This window comes from Streptomyces sp. NPDC043853, from assembly GCF_056436025.1.
The window spans coordinates 20568-40596 of record NZ_JBWKDJ010000024.1 but is presented as its reverse complement, the minus strand read 5'-3'; the positions used below and the strand labels follow the sequence as shown (position 1 = coordinate 40596).

General features: G+C 71.8%; 20 protein-coding genes. 17 read left to right on the top strand and 3 right to left on the bottom strand.

Going from position 1 to position 20029, the window contains the following annotated elements; all coding sequences use genetic code 11:
• Positions 1-73 precede the first annotated feature (73 nt).
• Positions 74-688: a vitamin K epoxide reductase family protein gene (locus tag AC067U_RS36570; protein WP_478834176.1), complete on the top strand. Its 615-nt coding sequence runs from the start codon at positions 74-76 to the stop codon at positions 686-688.
• Positions 689-740: 52 nt separating this feature from the next.
• Positions 741-2096 (top strand): replication-associated recombination protein A, encoded by a 1356-nt coding sequence (locus AC067U_RS36565; RefSeq protein ID WP_478834175.1) that lies wholly within the window; start codon positions 741-743, stop codon positions 2094-2096.
• 163 nt (positions 2097-2259) lie between these two features.
• On the opposite strand, the gene AC067U_RS36560 is transcribed toward AC067U_RS36565, so the two are convergent.
• Positions 2260-2931, bottom strand: coding sequence for a DUF2470 domain-containing protein (locus tag AC067U_RS36560; RefSeq protein WP_478834174.1), 672 nt, complete (start codon positions 2929-2931; stop codon positions 2260-2262).
• Between the two features lie 297 nt (positions 2932-3228).
• On the opposite strand from AC067U_RS36560, the gene rpsD reads away from it, so the two are divergent.
• Positions 3229-3840: a 30S ribosomal protein S4 gene (gene rpsD, locus AC067U_RS36555; protein WP_393578503.1), complete on the top strand. Its 612-nt coding sequence runs from the start codon at positions 3229-3231 to the stop codon at positions 3838-3840.
• A gap of 13 nt (positions 3841-3853) precedes the next feature.
• Here the strand turns inward: rpsD and AC067U_RS36550 are convergent, their stop codons facing one another.
• Positions 3854-6004 carry an ATP-binding protein gene (locus AC067U_RS36550; protein ID WP_478834173.1) on the bottom strand — a complete coding sequence of 717 codons (2151 nt, stop codon included), beginning with the start codon at positions 6002-6004 and terminating at the stop codon, positions 3854-3856.
• A 138-nt stretch (positions 6005-6142) separates the two neighbouring features.
• On the opposite strand from AC067U_RS36550, the gene AC067U_RS36545 reads away from it, so the two are divergent.
• The 14 genes from AC067U_RS36545 to nusB all read left to right on the top strand — a co-directional run bounded on the left by AC067U_RS36545 (position 6143) and on the right by nusB (position 19201).
• Entirely contained in the window at positions 6143-6571 is a 429-nt protein-coding gene (locus AC067U_RS36545; RefSeq protein ID WP_478834172.1) for a DUF948 domain-containing protein, read from the top strand.
• 6 nt (positions 6572-6577) lie between these two features.
• Positions 6578-6916 (top strand): DUF6167 family protein, encoded by a 339-nt coding sequence (locus AC067U_RS36540; protein ID WP_478834171.1) that lies wholly within the window; start codon positions 6578-6580, stop codon positions 6914-6916.
• Positions 6916-9600 (top strand): alanine--tRNA ligase, encoded by a 2685-nt coding sequence (gene alaS / locus AC067U_RS36535; protein ID WP_478834170.1) that lies wholly within the window; start codon positions 6916-6918, stop codon positions 9598-9600. Before AC067U_RS36540 ends, alaS begins: the two co-directional genes overlap by 1 nt.
• Positions 9600-10070: a Holliday junction resolvase RuvX gene (gene ruvX / locus AC067U_RS36530; RefSeq protein ID WP_478834169.1), complete on the top strand. Its 471-nt coding sequence runs from the start codon at positions 9600-9602 to the stop codon at positions 10068-10070. Before alaS ends, ruvX begins: the two co-directional genes overlap by 1 nt.
• Before the next feature lie 83 nt (positions 10071-10153).
• Complete coding sequence (mltG, locus tag AC067U_RS36525) at positions 10154-11959, top strand: endolytic transglycosylase MltG (RefSeq protein WP_478834168.1); 1806 nt, start codon at positions 10154-10156, stop codon at positions 11957-11959.
• Positions 11956-12783 (top strand): shikimate dehydrogenase, encoded by an 828-nt coding sequence (locus AC067U_RS36520; RefSeq protein ID WP_478834167.1) that lies wholly within the window; start codon positions 11956-11958, stop codon positions 12781-12783. The genes mltG and AC067U_RS36520 overlap by 4 nt, the downstream gene beginning before the upstream one ends.
• Before the next feature lie 132 nt (positions 12784-12915).
• The gene (gene aroC, locus AC067U_RS36515; protein WP_478834166.1) at positions 12916-14100 is read left to right on the top strand and encodes a chorismate synthase; all 1185 of its coding nucleotides are present in this window, start codon (positions 12916-12918) and stop codon (positions 14098-14100) included.
• Positions 14097-14615: a shikimate kinase gene (locus tag AC067U_RS36510; RefSeq protein ID WP_478834165.1), complete on the top strand. Its 519-nt coding sequence runs from the start codon at positions 14097-14099 to the stop codon at positions 14613-14615. The genes aroC and AC067U_RS36510 overlap by 4 nt, the downstream gene beginning before the upstream one ends.
• On the top strand, positions 14612-15721 hold the full coding sequence (gene aroB / locus AC067U_RS36505) for a 3-dehydroquinate synthase (RefSeq protein WP_478834164.1): 1110 nt from the start codon (positions 14612-14614) through the stop codon (positions 15719-15721). Before AC067U_RS36510 ends, aroB begins: the two co-directional genes overlap by 4 nt.
• Positions 15718-16170, top strand: a complete 453-nt coding sequence (gene aroQ / locus AC067U_RS36500; RefSeq protein WP_478834163.1) for a type II 3-dehydroquinate dehydratase — start codon at positions 15718-15720, stop codon at positions 16168-16170. The genes aroB and aroQ overlap by 4 nt, the downstream gene beginning before the upstream one ends.
• Before the next feature lie 72 nt (positions 16171-16242).
• On the top strand, positions 16243-16965 hold the full coding sequence (locus AC067U_RS36495) for an AAA family ATPase (RefSeq protein WP_478834193.1): 723 nt from the start codon (positions 16243-16245) through the stop codon (positions 16963-16965).
• Positions 16966-17026: 61 nt separating this feature from the next.
• On the top strand, positions 17027-18139 hold the full coding sequence (locus AC067U_RS36490; protein ID WP_478834162.1) for an aminopeptidase P family protein: 1113 nt from the start codon (positions 17027-17029) through the stop codon (positions 18137-18139).
• 58 nt (positions 18140-18197) lie between these two features.
• Positions 18198-18764, top strand: a complete 567-nt coding sequence (gene efp, locus AC067U_RS36485; RefSeq protein ID WP_478834161.1) for an elongation factor P — start codon at positions 18198-18200, stop codon at positions 18762-18764.
• Between the two features lie 2 nt (positions 18765-18766).
• The gene (gene nusB / locus AC067U_RS36480; RefSeq protein WP_478834160.1) at positions 18767-19201 is read left to right on the top strand and encodes a transcription antitermination factor NusB; all 435 of its coding nucleotides are present in this window, start codon (positions 18767-18769) and stop codon (positions 19199-19201) included.
• Between the two features lie 140 nt (positions 19202-19341).
• On the opposite strand, the gene bldD is transcribed toward nusB, so the two are convergent.
• Entirely contained in the window at positions 19342-19842 is a 501-nt protein-coding gene (gene bldD / locus AC067U_RS36475) for a transcriptional regulator BldD (RefSeq protein WP_125645028.1), read from the bottom strand.
• Positions 19843-20029: the final 187 nt, after the last annotated feature.

Here is a 20029-nt window from a genome sequence, read left to right as displayed (position 1 = left end):
GCCGCGGCGTACCCGCCGCGCATGATCATCGGTACCCGGTCCGGGGCACGGCCCCCGGACCGGGTGCGGCAGAATGCTCGGCATGACGACATCGGGCGCGGGAACCACACGGACGGTCGGCGGGAGCCGGGCGCTGGCCTGGCTGCTGGTGATCACCGGAGCGGCCGGGCTGCTCGCCGCCTGGGTGATCACCATCGACAAGTTCAAGCTGCTGGAGGACCCGGACTTCGTTCCGGGCTGCAGCTTCAACCCCGTGGTGGCCTGCGGGAGCATCATGAAGTCCGAGCAGGCGTCCGCGTTCGGCTTCCCCAACCCGATGCTGGGCCTGGTCGCCTACGGCATCGTGATCTGCGTGGGCATGAGCCTGCTGGCCGGGGCCCGCTTCCGGCCCTGGTACTGGCTGACCTTCAACGCCGGCACGCTGTTCGGCGTCGTCTTCTGCGCCTGGCTCACCTACCAGTCGCTGTACAACATCAACGCGCTGTGCCTGTGGTGCTGCCTGGCCTGGGTCGCCACCATCGTCATGTTCTGGTACGTCACCGCGCACAACGTCCGCGAGGGGCTGCTTCCCGCCCCGGGCTGGCTCAAGGGCTTCTTCGAGGAGTTCGCCTGGGTGCCGCCCGTCCTGCACATCGGGATCATCGGCATGCTGATCCTGACCCGCTGGTGGGACTTCTGGATCTCCTGACAGACGGGGCCGTCCGTCCGGACTGTCGGTCCGCTCGCTTAGGCTTCAGGGCGTGGAACCCGATCTGTTCACCGCCGCCGCCGAGGACCGCCAGGAGAAGGACCCGGCGAGCTCACCGCTCGCCGTCCGCATGCGCCCGCGCTCCCTGGACGAGGTCGTCGGCCAGCAGCACCTGCTCAAGCCCGGCTCCCCGCTGCGACGGCTGGTCGGCGAGGGCAGCGGCGGCCCGGCCGGCTCCTCCTCCGTGATCCTCTGGGGGCCGCCGGGCATCGGCAAGACGACCCTGGCGTACGTGGTCAGCCAGGCCACGAAGAAGCGTTTCGTGGAGCTGTCCGCGATCACGGCCGGGGTGAAGGAGGTCCGGGCGGTCATCGACGGAGCCCGTCGGGCAGCCGGCGGGTACGGCAAGGAGACCGTCCTCTTCCTCGACGAGATCCACCGCTTCAGCAAGGCACAGCAGGACTCGCTGCTGCCCGCGGTGGAGAACCGCTGGGTCACCCTGATCGCGGCCACCACGGAGAACCCGTACTTCTCGGTGATCTCACCGCTGCTGTCGCGCTCGCTGCTGCTGACGCTGGAGCCGCTGACCGACGGGGACCTGTCCGGACTGCTGCGCCGGGCCCTGGGGGAGGAGCGGGGCCTGGGCGGTGCGGTGACGCTCGCGGACGATGCGGAGGCGCACCTGCTGCGGATCGCCGGCGGCGACGCGCGGCGGGCGCTGACCGCGCTGGAGGCGGGCGCGGGTGCGGCCATCGCCAAGGGCGAGCCGGAGATCACCCTTGAGACGCTGGAGGAGACGGTCGACCGTGCGGCGGTGAAGTACGACCGGGACGGCGACCAGCACTACGACGTGGCCTCGGCGCTGATCAAGTCGATCCGCGGCTCGGACGTGGACGCGGCGCTGCACTATCTCGCGCGGATGATCGAGGCGGGGGAGGACCCCCGGTTCATCGCGCGCCGGCTGATGATCTCCGCCAGCGAGGACATCGGGCTGGCCGACCCGACCGCCCTGCCGACGGCGGTCGCCGCCGCCCAGGCGGTGGCGATGATCGGCTTCCCGGAGGCGGCCCTGACCCTCTCCCACTGCACGATCGCGCTGGCGCTGGCGCCGAAGTCCAACACCGCGACGACCGCGATCGGCGCGGCCCTGGCCGACGTACGGGCCGGCCTGGCCGGCCAGGTGCCACCGCACCTGCGGGACGGCCACTACAAGGGCGCGGCCAAGCTGGGGCACGCGCAGGGGTACGTGTACCCGCACGACGTGCCGGGCGGGATCGCCGCGCAGCAGTACGCGCCGGACGCGATCCACGGCAAGCGGTACTACGAGCCGACCCGCTACGGCGCGGAGGCCCGCTACGCCGACGTGGTCGAGCGGGTGCGCGCGCGGCTGCGCGGCGACGTGCCGTAGCGCCCACCCTGCGGGGCATGCCCCTCCCCGCCCTTCTCCCGTTCACCGGGGCTCCGCCCCGGACCCGGGCCCCCGGGTAGTCCGATCGTGTCGGTCCTGCGGCGCCGCGGTGGCCGTTCGCGCAGTTCCCCGCGCCCCTGGGGACCTGGGCGGGCCCGGGTTTCTAGGACGCCGCCGAGAACAGTGCCCGCAGCGCGTGCCGCAGGCCGCACACGTCGGCCACCGGGGCCGGGAAGTCGAACCGCGCGTCGAAGGAGGGGCCGCCGGCCGCGTCGGTGAAGCGGATCCGCAGGCCGTGCCGGTCCAGCGCCAGGGGCACGGCCGCCAGGGAATCCGCCGCACGCGGTCCGAGCAGGCTCCGCAGGTCCGCGAGGCGATCGGCGTGCGCCGCGGCCAGGTGCTGCAGGATTTCCGTCTCGTGCCCGGCCAGCGGGTCGGGGACGGCGGCCGCGAAGTCCTCGGGGTCCACCTGCTCGGCGCCCCACAGGTCGTCCAGGCGGATCACCCCGACCTCCAGCCGCAGCAGCGTCCAGGCCGGCCGGTCCCCGGGGGTGCCCTCGTCGAGGCCGAGCAGTTCGCCGACCGGGTGCCGCTCGGCGAGCAGGGCGGCGCAGGCCGCCCGTTCGGCGGCGCCGCGGACCGGGGTGAGCCAGCCGGACAGCCAGGCGCGGCCCCGGATACGATGGGGCACGGACACCGGCGCCACATCAGTGATCTCGATCACTGCTGCGAGGTCGTCGTCCTGGGCGTGAGCGGCGGCTCTGGCCGCCGCGGATTCCCCGGAAACGAGGAGAACCACGTCCCCGTCCGGGGTGGCGGTCCGTGCGGCCGGCACCCCTGTCCCGAGCGCGGCGGGCTCCCTCGGACCCCGAGTGGCACGAGCACCCGCCAGTGTGAGGGATACTGAGGCGTTGGACTCTACGAGGGTTCGTACGCGTTCGGCTCCGGTGAGCTGTCGAACGCCTTCCCTGGGACGCGGCTGACCTTGCCTACCGTCGTCGTAAGCGGACGTGGATCGTTTCTCGTCCGAACTGCGGTGCGCACTGGGCAGGGGGATCCCATGCGGTCGAGACATTACGTCCTCCTCGAAATAAGGTAAGGCTCACCTAACTTACATGGAGGTAGGTTCCACGTGAACCAGGCACGACCCAAGGTCAAGAAGTCGCGTGCGCTCGGCATCGCCCTGACGCCGAAGGCCGTCAAGTACTTCGAGGCCCGCCCTTACCCGCCGGGTGAGCACGGCCGTGGCCGCAAGCAGAACTCGGACTACAAGGTCCGTCTGCTCGAGAAGCAGCGTCTGCGCGCCCAGTACGACATCAGCGAGAAGCAGATGGCGCGCGCGTACGACCGCGCGAAGAAGGTCTCCGGCAAGACCGGCGAGGCCCTGGTCGTCGAGCTCGAGCGTCGTCTGGACGCCCTGGTGCTGCGTTCGGGCATCGCCCGCACCATCTACCAGGCCCGCCAGATGGTCGTCCACGGCCACATCGAGGTCAACGGTGGCAAGGTCGACAAGCCGTCGTTCCGTGTCCGTCCGGACGACGTCATCACCGTGCGCGAGCGCAGCCGCGAGAAGCACCCCTTCCAGGTCGCCCGCGAGGGTGGCTACGCCGGCGAGGGCGAGACCCCGCGTTACCTCCAGGTCAACCTGAAGGCCCTGGCCTTCCGCCTGGACCGCGAGCCGCAGCGCAAGGAGATCCCCGTGATCTGCGACGAGCAGCTCGTCGTCGAGTACTACGCCCGCTGATGCGGTCGTAGCCTCACCCGGCTGTACGCGAGGCCCGCAGCACCCCACCGGGGGGCTGCGGGCCTCCGCCGTTCCCGCGTCCGCTTCCCTCCCCGGAACGCCCGCCCGGCAGCCGGACCGGCCCCCGCAGCGCCCGCTCCGCCAGGGCGTCCACGCCCAGGTCCCGCCCCCGCGCGGCCGCCTCCGCGTACTCGGCCCGGCCCAGCGCCTCGCGGCAGCGCTCTTCGCACATCAGCCGCGGCGCGTTGAAGTACCCCGAGCCGAACAGCTGCAGCCCCACCGACCCCCACACCGGCTCCACCGCGCCCTGCAGCAGGGCCGCCTCCGCCGGGTGCCCTTCGGTGACCGTCACCAGCGCCAGCAGCTCCACCGCCAGCACCAGGCCCACCAGATCGCGGAACGCGTGGTTCACCGCCACGCACTCGGCCAGCAGACGCCGCGCCGCCGCCGGATCCCCCGCGTCCAGCGCCGCGTACGCCAGCACGTACAGCGCGTACGTCTTCGTCCAGCGCTCCCCGCGCTCCTCGCAGTGCTCCCGCACCTCTTCGCACAGCGCCCGCGCCGCCGACAGGTCGCCCTGGAAGGCCAGCACCATCGCCAGCTCCACCTGGCACATGAGCACGTTGCTGTTCAGCTCCCCGGCCGCCCGGTACCGCTCCAGCGCCGAGGACAGCAGCTCGCCCGCCCGCTCCATGTCGTCGGACACCAGCGCCAGGCAGCCCAGCCGGTGGACCGCGTACGCCGCCGCCACCGCGTTCCCGGCCGCCTCCGCCCCCTCCCGGCACTCGTGCAGCGCGCCCAGCGCGGCCACGGCATCGCCCTGCAGCGCCGCCACGTACCCCAGCACCCACAGCGCCTTCAGCCGCGAGGTGTCCGCGTCCGTGCCGCGCGCCGCCTCCCGCTCCAGCGCCCGGTCCAGCCACAGCCGGCCCTCGGCCAGCCGGCCGCAGCCCGCCCAGTAGAACCACAGCGTGCCCGCGAGGAACCGGCCCAGATGGACCTCCTCGGGATCCTCCAGGCAGCAGTCCAGCGCCAGCCGCAGGTTCGGCAGCTCCGCCTCCACCAGCGCCGCCACCTCCGGCTGCCGGTCGCCGAACCAGTCCACCTCGCACCAGGTCGCCAGCCCCAGGTACCAGTCCCGGTGCCGCCGCCGCAGCCGCCCGGTGTCGCCCAGCGACTCCAGCCAGTCCGCCCCGTACGCCCGTACGGTCTCCAGCATCCGGTAGCGGACACCAACCGCCGTGTCCTCCCGGACCAGCAGCGACTGGTCCAGCAGCGCGCCCAGCAGGTCCAGCACCTCCTCCACCGGGAGGTCCGGGCCCGCGCACACGTACTCCGCCGCGTCCAGGTCGAACCGCCCGCCGAACACCGACAGCCGCGCCCACAGCAGCCGCTCCCGCGCCGTGCACAGCTCATGGCTCCAGCCGATCGCCGTCCGCAGCGCCCGGTGGCGGGGCAGCACCCCGCGGGTTCCGCCCGCCAGCAGCCGGAACCGGTCGTCCAGCCGGGCCAGCACCTGCTCCGCGGACAGCGCGCGCAGCCGCGCCGCCGCCAGCTCCAGGGCCAGCGGGATCCCGTCCAGGCGGGCGCACAGTTCCGCGAGCACCCCCGGGTCCGCGGCGAACCCCGGATCGGCCGCCCCCGCCCGCGCCTCCAGCAGCCGTACGGAGTCCTCGGCGCCCAGCGGCGCCAGCGGGAACGCCCGCTCCCCGTCGACGGCGAAGGGCCGCCGGCCGGCCGCCAGCACCCGCAGCCCCGGCGCCCGCCCCAGCAGTTCCACCACCAGCTCGGCACAGTCGTCGACCAGTTGCTCGAACCCGTCCAGCACCAGCAGCAGTGTCCGGTCCGCCAGGTGCTCGGCCAGCACCACCCGGGGCGGCCGCACGGTGTGGTCGGTCAGCCCCAGGGCCTCGGCCAGCGACAGCGCCAGCAGCGCGGGATCGCGCACGGAGGACAGACCGGCGAGCCAGACCCCGTCGGGGAAGCGTTCCTGCGCCGCCCGCGCTGCCGCCACCGCCAGCCGGGACTTCCCCACCCCGCCGACCCCGGTCACCGTCACCAGCCGCGAGGAATCCAGCAGCCGCCCCAGCGAGGCCAGTTCGGCACCCCGCCCGACCAGGCCGGAGAGCTCCGAGGGAAGATTGCCGTGGGTCCCGGTCCGCATGGGACACGGAGCGTAGTGCTCCGGATGCGCCGCGTACAAGGCTGCCCGCTCTCCTGCGGAATTCCGGTACGGAGGGCCACCCCCGGCGCGATAGGGTCGGGGCAGGACTTTTCTTAGACTTTCAGGGAGCGGTGCAACGTGTCCGGTGGAGAGGTGGCCGGGATCATCGTGGCCGTCTTCTGGGCGATCCTGGTCTCCTTCCTCGCGCTGGCGCTGGTGAGGCTGGCGCAGACGCTGAAGGCGGCGACCAAGCTGGTCGCGGACGTGACCGAGCAGGCCGTCCCGCTCCTCGCAGACGCCTCCACCACCGTCCGCTCCGCACGCACCCAGCTCGACAAGGTCGACGCGATCACCAGCGACGTCCAGGAGGTCACCTCCAACGCCTCCGCGCTCAGCTCCACCGTGGCCAGCACCTTCGGCGGCCCGCTGGTCAAGGTCGCGGCCTTCGGGTACGGGGTGCGCAAGGCACTGGGCCGAACGGACGACGTGCCGGCGCGCTCGGAGCGACGTAGCGTGATCGTCGGACGGACCGTGCCGGCCGCCCGGCGCCGCAAGCAGAAGGGCTAGACCGCGATGTTCCGCCGCACCTTCTGGTTCACCGCCGGCGCTGCCGCCGGGGTGTGGGCCACCACCAAGGTCAACCGCAAGCTGAAGCAGCTGACCCCGGAGAGCCTCGCCGCCCAGGCCGCAGACAAGGCCGTGGAGGCGGGCCACCGGCTCAAGGACTTCGCCCTCGACGTCAAGGCGGGAATGGCCCGGCGCGAGGACGAGCTGAACGATGCCCTGGGGCTGACCCAGGATCCGGACCGGCCCGGCGACGTACGCGCCCTCCCCGGGCCGCGCGGCCTGCGGGCCATCCAGAACGACAACTCTCGATCCACCTACTCGTACAACCGGAATGAGGACCACTAATGGAGTCGGCTGAGATCCGCCGTCGCTGGCTGAGCTTCTTCGAGGAGCGCGGTCACACCGTCGTCCCTTCGGCGTCGCTCATCGCGGACGACCCGACTCTGCTGCTGGTCAACGCGGGCATGGTGCCGTTCAAGCCGTACTTCCTCGGTGAGACCAAGCCGCCGGCCCCGCGCGCCACCAGCGTGCAGAAGTGCGTCCGTACGCCCGACATCGAAGAGGTCGGCAAGACCACCCGCCACGGCACGTTCTTCCAGATGTGCGGCAACTTCTCCTTCGGCGACTACTTCAAGGAAGGCGCCATCAAGTACGCCTGGGAGCTGCTCACCAGCTCCGTGGCGGACGGCGGCTACGGCCTGGAGCCGGAGAAGCTCTGGATCACCGTCTACCTCGACGACGACGAGGCCGAGACGATCTGGCGCGACGTGATCGGCGTCCCCGCCGAGCGCATCCAGCGCCTGGGCAAGAAGGACAACTTCTGGTCCATGGGCGTGCCCGGTCCCTGCGGCCCCTGCTCCGAGATCAACTACGACCGCGGCCCCGAGTTCGGCGTCGAGGGCGGCCCGGCCGTCAACGACGAGCGGTACGTCGAGATCTGGAACCTCGTCTTCATGCAGTACGAGCGGGGTGCCGGCGACGGCAAGGAGGACTTCCCGATCCTCGGCGACCTGCCGTCCAAGAACATCGACACCGGTCTCGGCCTCGAGCGCCTGGCGATGATCCTGCAGGGCGTGCAGAACATGTACGAGACCGACACCCTGCGCGTCGTCATGGACAAGGCCACCGAGCTGACCGGGGTCCGCTACGGCGCCGCGAAGGACACCGACGTCTCGATGCGCGTGGTCGCCGACCACATGCGCACCTCCGTGATGCTCATCGGCGACGGTGTCACCCCCGGCAACGAGGGCCGCGGCTACGTGCTGCGCCGCATCATGCGCCGCGCCATCCGCAACATGCGCCTCATGGGCGCCACCGGCCCGGTGGTCCAGGACCTCCTCGACGTCGTGATCGACACGATGGGGCAGCAGTACCCCGAGCTGATCACCGACCGCAAGCGCATCGAGACCGTCGCGCTCGCCGAAGAGGCCGCCTTCCTCAAGGCCCTCAAGGGCGGCACCAACATCCTCGACACCGCGGTCACCGAGACCAAGGCCGCCGGCGGCTCCGTGCTCTCCGGCGACAAGGCGTTCCTGCTCCACGACACCTGGGGCTTCCCGATCGACCTCACCCTGGAGATGGCCGCCGAGCAGGGCCTCTCCGTGGACGAGCAGGGCTTCCGCCGCCTGATGCAGGAGCAGCGCGACCGCGCCAAGGCCGACGCCAAGGCCAAGAAGACCGGCCACGCCGACGTCTCCGCCTACCGCGAGATCGCCGACGGCTCCGGCGCCACCGAATTCACCGGCTACGCCACCAACCAGGGCGAGGCCACCATCGTCGGCCTCCTGGTCAACGGCGTCTCCTCGCCCGCCGCCTCCGAGGGCGACGAGGTCGAGGTCGTCCTCGACCGCACCCCCTTCTACGCCGAGGGCGGCGGCCAGCTCGCCGACCAGGGCCGGATCAAGCTCGACTCGGGCGCCGTCATCGAGGTCCGCGACGTCCAGCAGCCGGTCCCCGGCGTCTCCGTGCACAAGGGCTCCGTCCAGGTCGGCGAGGTGACGGTGGGCGCCTCCGCCTACGCCGCCATCGACGTCAAGCGCCGCCGGGCCATCGCCCGCGCCCACTCGGCCACCCACCTGACCCACCAGGCGCTGCGCGACGCCCTCGGCCCGACCGCCGCCCAGGCCGGTTCCGAGAACAGCCCCGGCCGCTTCCGCTTCGACTTCGGCTCCCCGAACGCCGTCCCCGGCACGGTCCTCACCGACGTCGAGCAGAAGATCAACGACGTGCTCTCGCGCGAGCTGGACGTCACCGCCGAGATCATGAGCATCGACGAGGCGAAGAAGCAGGGTGCCATCGCCGAGTTCGGCGAGAAGTACGGCGAGCGCGTGCGCGTCGTCACCATCGGCGACTTCTCCAAGGAGCTGTGCGGTGGCACGCACGTCACCAACACCGCCCACCTCGGCCTGGTGAAGCTGCTCGGCGAGTCCTCCATCGGCTCCGGCGTGCGCCGTGTCGAGGCCCTGGTCGGCGTGGACGCGTACAACTTCCTCGCCAAGGAGCACACGGTCGTCGCCCAGCTCCAGGAGCTGGTCAAGGGCCGCCCGGAGGAGCTCCCCGAGAAGATCGCCACCATGCTCGGCAAGCTGAAGGACGCCGAGAAGGAGATCGAGAAGTTCCGCGCCGAGAAGGTCCTCCAGGCCGCCGCCGGTCTGGCCGCCGGCGCCCAGGACATCCGCGGCGTGGCCGTGGTCACCGGGCAGGTGCCGGACGGCACCGGCGCCGACGACCTGCGCAAGCTGGTCCTCGACGTGCGCGGCCGGCTGCAGCAGCTCTCGGGGGCCGCCGACCGCCCGGCCGTGGTCGCCCTGTTCGCCGTGGCGAACGACCGCCCGCTGACCGTCATCGCCACCAACGAGACGGCCCGCGAGCGCGGCCTCAAGGCCGGTGACCTGGTGCGCACCGCCGCCAAGACCCTCGGCGGCGGCGGTGGCGGCAAGCCCGACGTCGCCCAGGGCGGCGGCCAGAACCCGGCCGCGGTCGGCGACGCCATCGCCGCCGTCGAGCGTCTGGTGGGGGAGACCGCGTAATGACGCTGCGCCGTGGCCGACGCCTCGCGATCGATGTCGGTGACGCCCGGATCGGGGTCGCCTCCTGCGACCCCGACGGGGTGTTGGCCACACCGGTGGAGACCGTGCCGGGACGCGACGTCCCGGCCGCGCACCGCCGGCTGCGCCAGCTGGTGGCGGAGTACGAGCCCCTGGAAGTGGTGGTCGGCCTGCCGCGTTCGCTCAGCGGACGCGAGGGGCCGGCCGCGGCCAAGGTCCGCGCCTTCGCCACCGAACTGGCCAAGGGCATCAAGCCGGTGACGGTCCGTCTGGTGGACGAGCGGATGACCACGGTCACCGCGGCCCAGGGCCTGCGGGCCTCGGGGAAGAACGCCAAGAAGGGCCGCTCGGTCATCGACCAGGCAGCCGCTGTGATCATCCTTCAGAACGCTCTTGAGACCGAACGGGTATCGGGAAATCCGCCCGGCGAGTGCGTCGAAGTGGTCATCTGATCGCGATACGGTAACGTTCCGCGCGATGTGGCGGCATTCGAACAGCCGTCGGCTATTCGACGCGGCGCGGCGTTAGGGAATCGATGACTGAGTATGGGCGGGGCCAGGCCCCCGAACCGTGGCACCCCGAGGACCCCCTCTACGGGGACCCGGGGTGGACGGGACAGCACCAGGTCCCGCAGCACTATCCCCAGGCCCACGCCCAGCAGCCCCAGTACCCGGACCCGCAGCAGTACGCGGGCCAGCAGTACCAGAACGGCCAGTACCACAACCCCCAGTACCCGAACTTCCAGGAGCCGAACTTCCAGGACCCGCAGTACCAGGGGCACCCGCAGGCGCCGCAGTTCCAGCAACCTCCGCAGTTCCAGCAACCTCCGCAGTTCCAGCAGCAGATGCCGCACATGCCGCAGGGGCAGCAGCCGCAGCAGCAGCCGTATTTCGGCCAGCAGCAGGCCTACGACACCCAGGGTGGCCAGTTCCAGCCCCCGGCCGCGCCCCAGGCGCCCTACGGGGGCGACCCGTACGGCGGGGGCCCCGACCCGTACCCCCAGCAGCAGGCGACCGCGTATCCCGGCGAGACCGCCGACGACTACGGCACGGAAGAGGCTTACCCGCCGCCGGAGGCCCCGGGCCGCCGCCGGCCCGCCACCGAATGGCAGGAGGACGGCGAGGACGCCGATCCCGCCGCGGAGGACCAGGCCGACGACGGCGAGGGCGACGACGACGGCACGCCTCCCGGCGGCCGCCGCAACGCCCGCGGCAAGGACGGCGGCAAGGGCAAGGGCAAGGAGAAGGCCAAGAAGGGCAAAGGCCGCAACGGCGTCGCCTGCCTGTTCGTGGCGCTCGTCCTGGTCGGCGGTGTGGGCGGCGTCGGCTACTACGGCTACTCCTTCCTGCAGGACCGGTTCGGCGCGCCCGAGGACTACACGGGCGAGGGCGGCGAGCCCGTCGACGTGGAGATCAAGGCCGGTGCCAACCTCACCGACATGGCAGTCGCGCTCAAGGAAGCCGGCGTGGTCAAGAGCGTCCAGGCCTTCGTGGACGCGGCCAACGCCGACCCCAAGTCGAAGCTGATCCAGCCGGGCCTCTACCCGCTGAAGAAGGGCATGTCCGCCAAGTCGGCCCTCGAGCTGATGAGCGACCCGAAGAAGCTGAACGTCCTCACGATCCCCGAGGGCAAGCGCAACGTCGAGATCTACAAGGAGATCGACAAGCGCCTCAGGAAGCCCGAGGGCACCACCGCGGACATCGCCAAGAAGGAGTTCAAGACCCTGGGGCTGCCCGCCTGGGCGAACAGCAGCAAGGACATCAAGGACCCGCTGGAAGGCTTCCTCTGGCCGGCCCGCTACGACCTCGGCAAGGACTCGACCCCGCAGTCGCTCCTCAAGCAGATGGTGGCCAAGGCCAACGAGGCCTACACCGAAGAGGACGTCCAGGGCCAGGCGGCCAAGCTCGGCCTGCAGAACCCGCTCCAGGTCGTCACCCTCGCCAGCCTGGTCCAGGCCGAGGGCAACAACAAGCCCGACTTCGACAAGATCGCCCGGGTCGTCTACAACCGTCTGGAGCCGGACAACACCGAGACCTACGGTCTGCTGGACTTCGACTCCACGATCAACTACATGAAGGGCCAGAGCACCCTGGACGTCGGCTCCGTCGACAAGCTCCGCACGCTCAACGACCCGTACAACACCTACAAGATCAAGGGCCTGCCTCCCGGCCCGATCGGGAACCCCGGTCAGGAGGCCCTGCACTCCGCGCTCAACCCCGAGCCCGGGCCCTGGTTCTACTTCGTGTCCCTGGAGAAGCGGACCCTGTTCGCGACCACCAACGAAGAGCACAACCAGAACCGCGCGGAGTACGAGAAGGAAAGGCAAGAGAAGAAGCAGTGAAGCGCGCAGCGGTGCTCGGATCGCCCATCGAGCACTCCCTCTCCCCGGTCCTGCACCGCGCCGCCTACGAGGAGCTCGGCCTCGCCGACTGGTCCTACGACCGGTTCGAGATCGACGAGGCCGCGCTCCCCGGCTTCGTCGCGGAGCTCGGCCCGGAGTGGGCCGGGCTGTCGCTGACCATGCCGCTCAAGCGGGCGATCATCCCGCTGCTGGACGGCATCAGCGACACCGCCGCCTCCGTGGAGGCGGTCAACACGGTCGTCCGGACCGAGGACGGCCGGCTCACGGGCGACAACACCGACATCCCCGGTCTGATCGCCGCGCTGCGCGAGCGGGGCGTGGAGAAGGTCGCCTCGGCGGCCGTGCTCGGCGCCGGCGCCACCGCCTCCTCCGCCCTGGCCGCGCTCTCCCGGATCTGCTCCGGCGAGGTCACCGCCTACGTGCGCTCCCGGGCCCGCGCTGACGAGATGCGGCAGTGGGGCGAACGGCTCGGCGTCCCCGTCCGCACGGCCGACTGGGCGGACGCGGCGGCGGCCCTGAGCGCTCCCCTCGTGATCGCCACCACTCCGGCGGGCACCACCGACGCGCTGGCCGGCGCCGTGCCGGAGAACCCCGGCACCCTCTTCGACGTGCTCTACGACCCCTGGCCGACGCCGCTGGCCGCCGCCTGGTCGGAGCAGGGCGGGAAGCTGCTCGGCGGCCTCGACCTGCTGGTCCACCAGGCGGTCCTCCAGGTCGAGCAGATGACCGGCCGACCGGGGCCGCTGGCGGCCATGCGGGCCGCCGGACAGCGCGCTCTGGACTCCCGCTCGAAGCACACCTGACGGACAAGGCGTCCGATAGCTGGACCTGGGCCCTTCAAACGGGCCCGGACGTGGGAGGATCAGTGTGGCGGACCAGGGCTGCGCGCCCCGGTCGGCCCACAGCCGGATCACGCGCGAGCATGAGGAGCATCGTTGAGCAGGTTGCGTTGGCTGACGGCCGGAGAGTCCCACGGACCGGCGCTGGTCGCGACGCTGGAGGGTCTTCCCGCCGGCGTTCCGGTCACCACCGAGCTGGTGGCCGACCACCTGGCTCGGCGTCGGCTGGGCTATGGCCGCGGTGCCCGCATGAAGTTCGAGCAGGACGAGATCACCTTCCTGGGTGGCGTCCGGCACGGACTGTCCCTCGGGTCGCCGGTCGCCGTGATGGTCGGCAACAGCGAGTGGCCCAAGTGGGAGACCGTCATGTCGGCCGACCCGGTCGACCCGTCGCTGCTCAAGGACACCGGCCGCAACGCGCCGCTGACCCGTCCGAGGCCCGGCCACGCCGACCTCGCCGGCATGCAGAAGTACGGCTTCGACGAGGCCCGGCCGATCCTGGAGCGCGCCAGCGCCCGTGAGACCGCCGCCCGTGTCGCCCTCGGTGCGATCGCCCGCTCCTTCCTCAAGGAGGTCGCCGGCATCGAGATCGTCTCCCACGTCGTCGAGCTGGCCGCGGCCAAGGCCCCGTACGGGGTCTACCCGACCCCCGCCGACGTCGAGAAGCTCGACGCCGACCCGGTGCGCTGCCTCGACGCCGACGCGAGCAAGGCGATGGTCGCGGAGATCGACCAGGCCCACAAGGACGGCGACACCCTCGGCGGCGTCGTTGAGGTCCTGGCCTACGGGGTCCCCGTCGGCCTCGGCTCCCACGTCCACTGGGACCGCCGTCTCGACGCCCGCCTCGCCGGCGCCCTCATGGGCATCCAGGCCATCAAGGGCGTCGAGGTCGGCGACGGCTTCGAGCTCGCCCGCGTGCCCGGCTCGAAGGCGCACGACGAGATCGTCTCCACCCCCGAGGGCATCAAGCGCACCTCCGGCCGCGCCGGCGGCACCGAGGGCGGCCTGACCACTGGCGAGCTGCTGCGCGTACGGGCCGCCATGAAGCCCATCGCGACCGTTCCGCGGGCCCTGGCGACCGTCGACGTCGCCACCGGTGAGGCGGCCGCCGCCCACCACCAGCGTTCCGACGTGTGCGCCGTGCCGGCCGCCGGCATCGTCGCCGAGGCCATGGTCGCCCTGGTCCTCGCCGATGCCGTCGTCGAGAAGTTCGGCGGGGACTCCGTCCCGGAGACCCGCCGCAACGTGCAGGCGTACCTCGACAACCTCCACATCCGGTGACCGGCGGACCACTGGTCGTCCTGGTCGGGCCCATGGGGTCCGGCAAGTCCACGGTGGGGGCGCTGCTCGCCGAGCGGCTCGGCGTCGCCTACCGGGACACCGACGCGGACATCGTCGGGGCCCAGGGCCGGCCGATCTCCGACATCTTCGTCGACGAGGGCGAACCGTACTTCCGTGAGCTGGAGCGCCAGGCCGTCGCGGCCGCGGTCGCCGAGCACGCCGGAGTACTCGCCCTCGGCGGCGGCGCCGTCCTCGACGAGGGCACCCGCGAGCTGCTGACCGGCCTGCCCGTGGTCTATCTGTCGATGGACGTGGAGGAGGCCGTGCGCCGGGTGGGCCTGAACACCGCCCGCCCGCTGCTGGCCGTCAATCCGCGCCGGCAGTGGCGCGAGCTGATGGAGGCCCGCCGCCACCTCTACACCGAAGTCGCGCGCGTCGTCGTGGCCACCGACGACCGCACCCCCGCAGAGGTCGCCCAGGCGGTCCTCGACGCACTGGAGTTGAAGGACGCATGACGGAGCAGGACACCGGCCGGGACCAGGTCACGCGGATCCACGTCGGCGGCAGCGCCGGCCACGACCCGTACGAGGTCCTGGTCGGCAACCAGCTGCTCGGCGAGCTCGCCGGGCTGGTGGGCACGAAGGCCCAGCGGGTCGCCGTGATCCACCCCGAGGCCCTGGCCTCCACCGGCGAGGCCCTGCGCGACGACCTCGCCGAGCAGGGCTACGAGGCGATCGCCATTCAGGTGCCGAACGCCGAGGAGGCCAAGACCGCCGAGGTCGCCGCCTACTGCTGGAAGGCGCTCGGCCAGTCCGGGTTCACCCGCACCGACGTCATCGTCGGCGTGGGCGGCGGCGCCACCACCGACCTGGCGGGCTTCGTCGCGGCCAGCTGGCTGCGCGGGGTGCGCTGGATCGCCGTCCCCACCACCGTGCTCGCCATGGTGGACGCGGCCGTCGGCGGCAAGACCGGCATCAACACCGCCGAGGGCAAGAACCTCGTCGGCGCCTTCCACCCGCCGGCCGGGGTCCTCTGCGACCTCGCCGCGCTCGGCTCGCTGCCGGTCAACGACTACGTGTCCGGCCTCGCCGAGATCATCAAGGCCGGTTTCATCGCCGACCCGGTGATCCTCGACCTGATCGAGGCGGACCCGGAGGGCGCCCGCACGCCCGACGGCCCGCACACGGCCGAGCTGATCGTCCGCTCGATCCAGGTCAAGGCCGACGTGGTCTCCAGCGACCTGAAGGAATCCGGGCTGCGGGAGATCCTCAACTACGGCCACACCCTCGCGCACGCCATCGAGAAGAACGAGCGCTACAAGTGGCGGCACGGCGCGGCCGTCTCCGTCGGCATGGTCTTCGCCGCCGAACTCGGTCGGCTGGCCGGACGCCTGGACGACGCCACCGCCGACCGGCACAAGGCCATCCTGGCCTCCGTCGGGCTGCCGCTCACCTACCGCGGCGACCAGTGGCCCAAGCTGCTGCAGACCATGCAGGTCGACAAGAAGTCGCGGGGCAACCTGCTGCGCTTCATCGTCCTGGACGGCCTGGCCAAGCCGACGGTCCTGGAGGGCCCCGACCCGGCCCACCTGATCGCCGCGTACGGCGAGGTGTCCGCGTGAGCGGCGGCCCCGGCCGCCCGGTCCTGGTGCTGAACGGCCCGAACCTGGGCCGGCTCGGCTCCCGCGAGCCCGATGTGTACGGGGCCACCTCGTACGCCGGTCTGGTGGAGAGCTGCACCGAGCTCGGCGCGGAGCTCGGCTTCGCCGTCGAGGTCCGGGAGACCAACGACGAGGGCGAGCTCGTCCGCTGGCTGCACGAGGCCGCGGACGGGCGGATCCCCGTGGTCATCAACCCCGGCGCGTTCACGCACTACTCGTACGCGATGCGCGACGCCGCGGCCCAGCGCACCGCCCCGCTGATCGAGGTGCACATCTCCAACCCGTACGCGCGGGAGGAGTTCCGGCACACCTCGGTCATCGCCGCCGTGGCCACCGGAACGGTGGCCGGCTTCGGCCTCGGCTCCTACCGGCTGGCGCTCCGCGCGCTGGCCGAGGAAGTCTCCGGCTGAGATAACGTTCTCGCATCAGCAGCCGGCCGTGAACGGGACGAACCGGCCGTGAACGGGACGGAGTGGCAGCGGATGCAGCACGGAGTGGGGGACTGGGGGCCGCCGGGACATCACCCGGGCGTGCCCCCGCACCCGCCGATACCCCCCGCGCAGGGCTGGCCGGGTTCCCCGGTCGCCCCGGTGCCGGAGGCCACCGGGCACATTCCGCTGCCTCCGCCGGCCGTGCCCGGCACCGGCGCGGCCACCCTCTCGGTCCTGCTGATCGGCCCGGCCGGGGCCGGCAAGACGACCGTGGCCCGGCACTGGGCCAGCACCCGGCCGGTGGCCACCGCGCACATCAGCCTGGACGACGTCCGCGAATGGGTCTGCGCCGGTTTCGCGGACCCGCAGGCGGGCTGGAACGACCACTCCGAGGCGCAGTACCGCCTCGCCCGCCGCACCTGCGGATTCGCCGCCCGCAACTTCCTCGCCAACGGGATCTCCTGCATCGTCGACGACGCGGTGTTCCCCGACCGGCCGGTGGTGGGCCTCGGCGGCTGGAAGCGCCACATGGGTCCCGGACTGCTCCCGGTGGTCCTGCTGCCCGGCCTGGAGATCGTGCTCGAACGCAACGCGGAGCGCTCCGGCAACCGCCGCCTCTCGGATGAGGAGGTCGCCCGCATCCACGGCCGCATGGCCGGCTGGTACGGCTCGGGCCTCCCGATCATCGACAACTCGAACCTGGACGTGGAGGCCACCTCCCGGGCCCTGGACGAGGCGCTGGCCCGGGCGCTGGCCGCCCCGCCCCGCTGGTAGCCGGACCCCGGCCGGACGCGCTCGGCGGGCAAGGCCGCGGCTACGCAAATACGCTCGAACCATGTCAGACGTGTACGCCGCCCGCAGAGCCCTGCTTCGCGACCGCTGCGCCGCAACCGGCAACACCGCCGCCCTGATCACGCGTCCGGCGAACATCCGCTACCTCGCCGGTGCCAGCCCGGCCGGTGCCGTGCTGCTGGTGGGCACGGCGGACGACGTGCTGTTCAGTCCCGGAGCTCCCACCGGCGAGCCGGACGAGGGCCGGCTCGACGAACAGCTCGCGCTGACCGTGCTGGCCACTCCCGGCGCGGACCCGGCGGTCGCCGCCGCCGACCTGGCCGCGGGCCCCGCCGTCCGCGCAGAGGCCCTCGCCGTGGAGGAGCACCACCTCACCGTCGCCCGGCACCGCGCCCTCCGCTCGGTCGCCCCCCGGCTTCGCCTGGCGGACCTCGGCACCGCCGTGGAACAGCAGCGGCTGGTCAAGGACGAGGAGGAGATCGCCTGCCTGCGGATCGCCGCCGAGATCGCCGACCAGGCGCTCGGCGAGCTGCTGGAGTCGATCCTGGTCGGCCGGACGGAACGGCACCTCGCCCTCGAACTGGAACGGCGGCTCGTCGACCACGGCGCCGACGGCCCCGCCTTCCCCACCTCGGTGGGCACCGGCCCGAACTCCGGCCGGTCCCGCCACCGCCCCTCCGACCGACGGGTCGAGGAGGGCGACTTCCTCTCGGTCTGCCTGGGTGCCGCGTACCGCGGATACCGCTGCGAGATCGGCCGTACCTTCGTGATCGGCACCACTCCCGCCGACTGGCAGATCGAGCTGTACGACGTCGTGTTCGCGGCCCAGCGGGCCGGCCGGGAGGCGCTGCTGCCCGGTGCCGCCTACCGGGACGTGGATCACGCCGCGCGCTCCGTGCTGGACTCCGCCGGCCACGGCGAGGCCCTCACGCCGTGCACCGGCCACGGCGTCGGTCTCGAAATCGACGAGGACCCGCAGCTTGCACCTGCGGCCATGGGTAAACTGGACGCTTGCGTGCCGGTCACCGTCGAACCGGGGGTTCACCTCCCCGGGCGGGGAGGTGTCCGGATCGATGACACGCTCGTCGTGCGCCCCGAGGCGGACGGCGGTCCCGAGCTACTCACCATTACGACCAAGGAGCTGCTCGCGCTGTAGCCGACGCTGTGCGCGCGCCGCGGGCCCTTGGCCTTCCAGTGCAGGAGATTCCGCAACCGTGGCTTCCACGAACGACCTCAAGAACGGCATGGTGCTCAAGCTCGATGGCGGCCAGCTCTGGTCCGTCGTCGAGTTCCAGCACGTCAAGCCCGGCAAGGGCCCGGCCTTCGTGCGCACCAAGCTCAAGAACGTGCTGTCCGGCAAGGTCGTCGACAAGACCTTCAACGCCGGCATCAAGGTCGACACGGCCACCATCGACCGTCGCGACATGCAGTTCTCCTACATGGACGGCGAGTACTTCGTCTTCATGGACCTGGAGACCTACGACCAGCTGCACATCGACCGCAAGGTCGTGGGCGACGCCGCCAACTTCCTCATCGAGGGCTTCGAGGCGTCGGTCGCCCGCCACGAGGGCGAGGTGCTCTACGTCGAGCTCCCGGCCGCGGTCGAGCTGACCATCCAGCACACCGACCCGGGCGTCCAGGGCGACCGCTCCACCGGTGGCACCAAGCCCGCCACCCTGGAGACCGGCCACGAGATCCAGGTGCCGCTCTTCGTCACCACCGGCGAGAAGGTCAAGGTCGACACCCGCAACAGCTCTTACCTCGGCCGGGTGAACGACTAACCGTGGCTGCCCGCAGCAACGCGCGCAAGCGCGCCTTCCAGATCATCTTCGAGGCCGACCAGCGCGGGGTGCCCGTGCGCGAGGTCCTCGCGGACTGGATCCGCCACTCGCGGAGCGACAGCCGTCAGCCCCCCGTCAACGAGTTCACGATGAATCTCGTGGAGGGCTACGCCGAACGGGTGAACCGGATCGACGACCTCATCGCCACCTACGCCGTGGACTGGGACCTGGACCGCATGCCGGCCGTGGACCGGAACATCGTGCGCCTGGGTGCCTACGAGCTGATCTGGGTGGACGAGACCCCGGACGCCGTGGCGATCGACGAGGCCGTTCAGCTCGCCAAGGAGTTCTCCACCGACGACTCCCCGTCGTTCGTGAACGGACTGCTCGGCCGCTTCAAGGACCTCAAGCCCAGCCTCCGCCGCGGCGAGGACTGACCGGGCGGGTCGTCCGGCAGGGGCGAGAAGCCGGACATGCGCCGGACATGCGGAAGGGCCCGCAGCGCACATGCGCTGCGGGCCCTTCCGTTACCGCGTATACGTTTCTTCAGATCTGTGGGCCCGTGACCGGGGGAGCGTCACGCTTCCTCGTGGGCGACGGCCCGGCGGGCGTCCGCGTCCAGCACGCCCCAGCTGATCAGCTGCTCGGTCAGCACCGAGGGGGACTGGTCGTAGATGACCGCCAGCGTGCGCAGGTCGTCCTGGCGGATCGACAGCACCTTGCCGTTGTAGTCACCGCGCTGGCTCTGGATGGTGGCCGCGTAGCGCTGCAGCGGACCGGCCTTCTCGGCGGGCACGTGGGCCAGCCGCTCCAGGTCCAGACGCAGCTTCGGCGGCGGCTCGGCCGCGCCGCCGGGGGTGGTGCCCGGCAGGAGTTCCTGCACCGGCACGCCGTAGAAGTCCGCGAGCTCGGCGAGGCGCTGGACGGTCACGGCGCGGTCCCCGCGCTCGTACGACCCGACCACCACGGCCTTCCACCGGCCCTGCGACTTCTCCTCGACACCGTGGAGGGAGAGGCCCTGCTGGGTGCGGATGGCGCGGAGCTTTGCCCCGAGCTGTTTGGCGTATTCGCTGGACATAACGCTCCCGGACGCTGTGACGCTGTGACTACTGGGCACTGCATAGCACTGTGACTACAGAGCACTGTGACTACTTGACCACATGCGGCTCCGCCGTGCGGCTGGTAACTCACTGTGAGGTTACGCAGCGTTACTTGGCCCCGTCAAGCCGAATGGACCGGCTCGCACCCCTGGGAGGGATCTCCGC

Excerpts from the sequence above, each read along its gene's own strand:
- AC067U_RS36570 (WP_478834176.1), top strand. The coding sequence starts at position 74 with ATGCTCGGCATGACGACATCGGGCGCGGGAACCACACGGACGGTCGGC.
- AC067U_RS36550 (WP_478834173.1), bottom strand. The coding sequence starts at position 6,004 with ATGCGGACCGGGACCCACGGCAATCTTCCCTCGGAGCTCTCCGGCCTG.
- AC067U_RS36540 (WP_478834171.1), top strand. The coding sequence starts at position 6,578 with ATGTTCCGCCGCACCTTCTGGTTCACCGCCGGCGCTGCCGCCGGGGTG.
- alaS (WP_478834170.1), top strand. The coding sequence starts at position 6,916 with ATGGAGTCGGCTGAGATCCGCCGTCGCTGGCTGAGCTTCTTCGAGGAG.
- ruvX (WP_478834169.1), top strand. The coding sequence starts at position 9,600 with ATGACGCTGCGCCGTGGCCGACGCCTCGCGATCGATGTCGGTGACGCC.
- mltG (WP_478834168.1), top strand. The coding sequence starts at position 10,154 with ATGACTGAGTATGGGCGGGGCCAGGCCCCCGAACCGTGGCACCCCGAG.
- aroB (WP_478834164.1), top strand. The coding sequence starts at position 14,612 with ATGACGGAGCAGGACACCGGCCGGGACCAGGTCACGCGGATCCACGTC.
- AC067U_RS36495 (WP_478834193.1), top strand. The coding sequence starts at position 16,243 with ATGCAGCACGGAGTGGGGGACTGGGGGCCGCCGGGACATCACCCGGGC.
- AC067U_RS36490 (WP_478834162.1), top strand. The coding sequence starts at position 17,027 with ATGTCAGACGTGTACGCCGCCCGCAGAGCCCTGCTTCGCGACCGCTGC.
- bldD (WP_125645028.1), bottom strand. The coding sequence starts at position 19,842 with ATGTCCAGCGAATACGCCAAACAGCTCGGGGCAAAGCTCCGCGCCATC.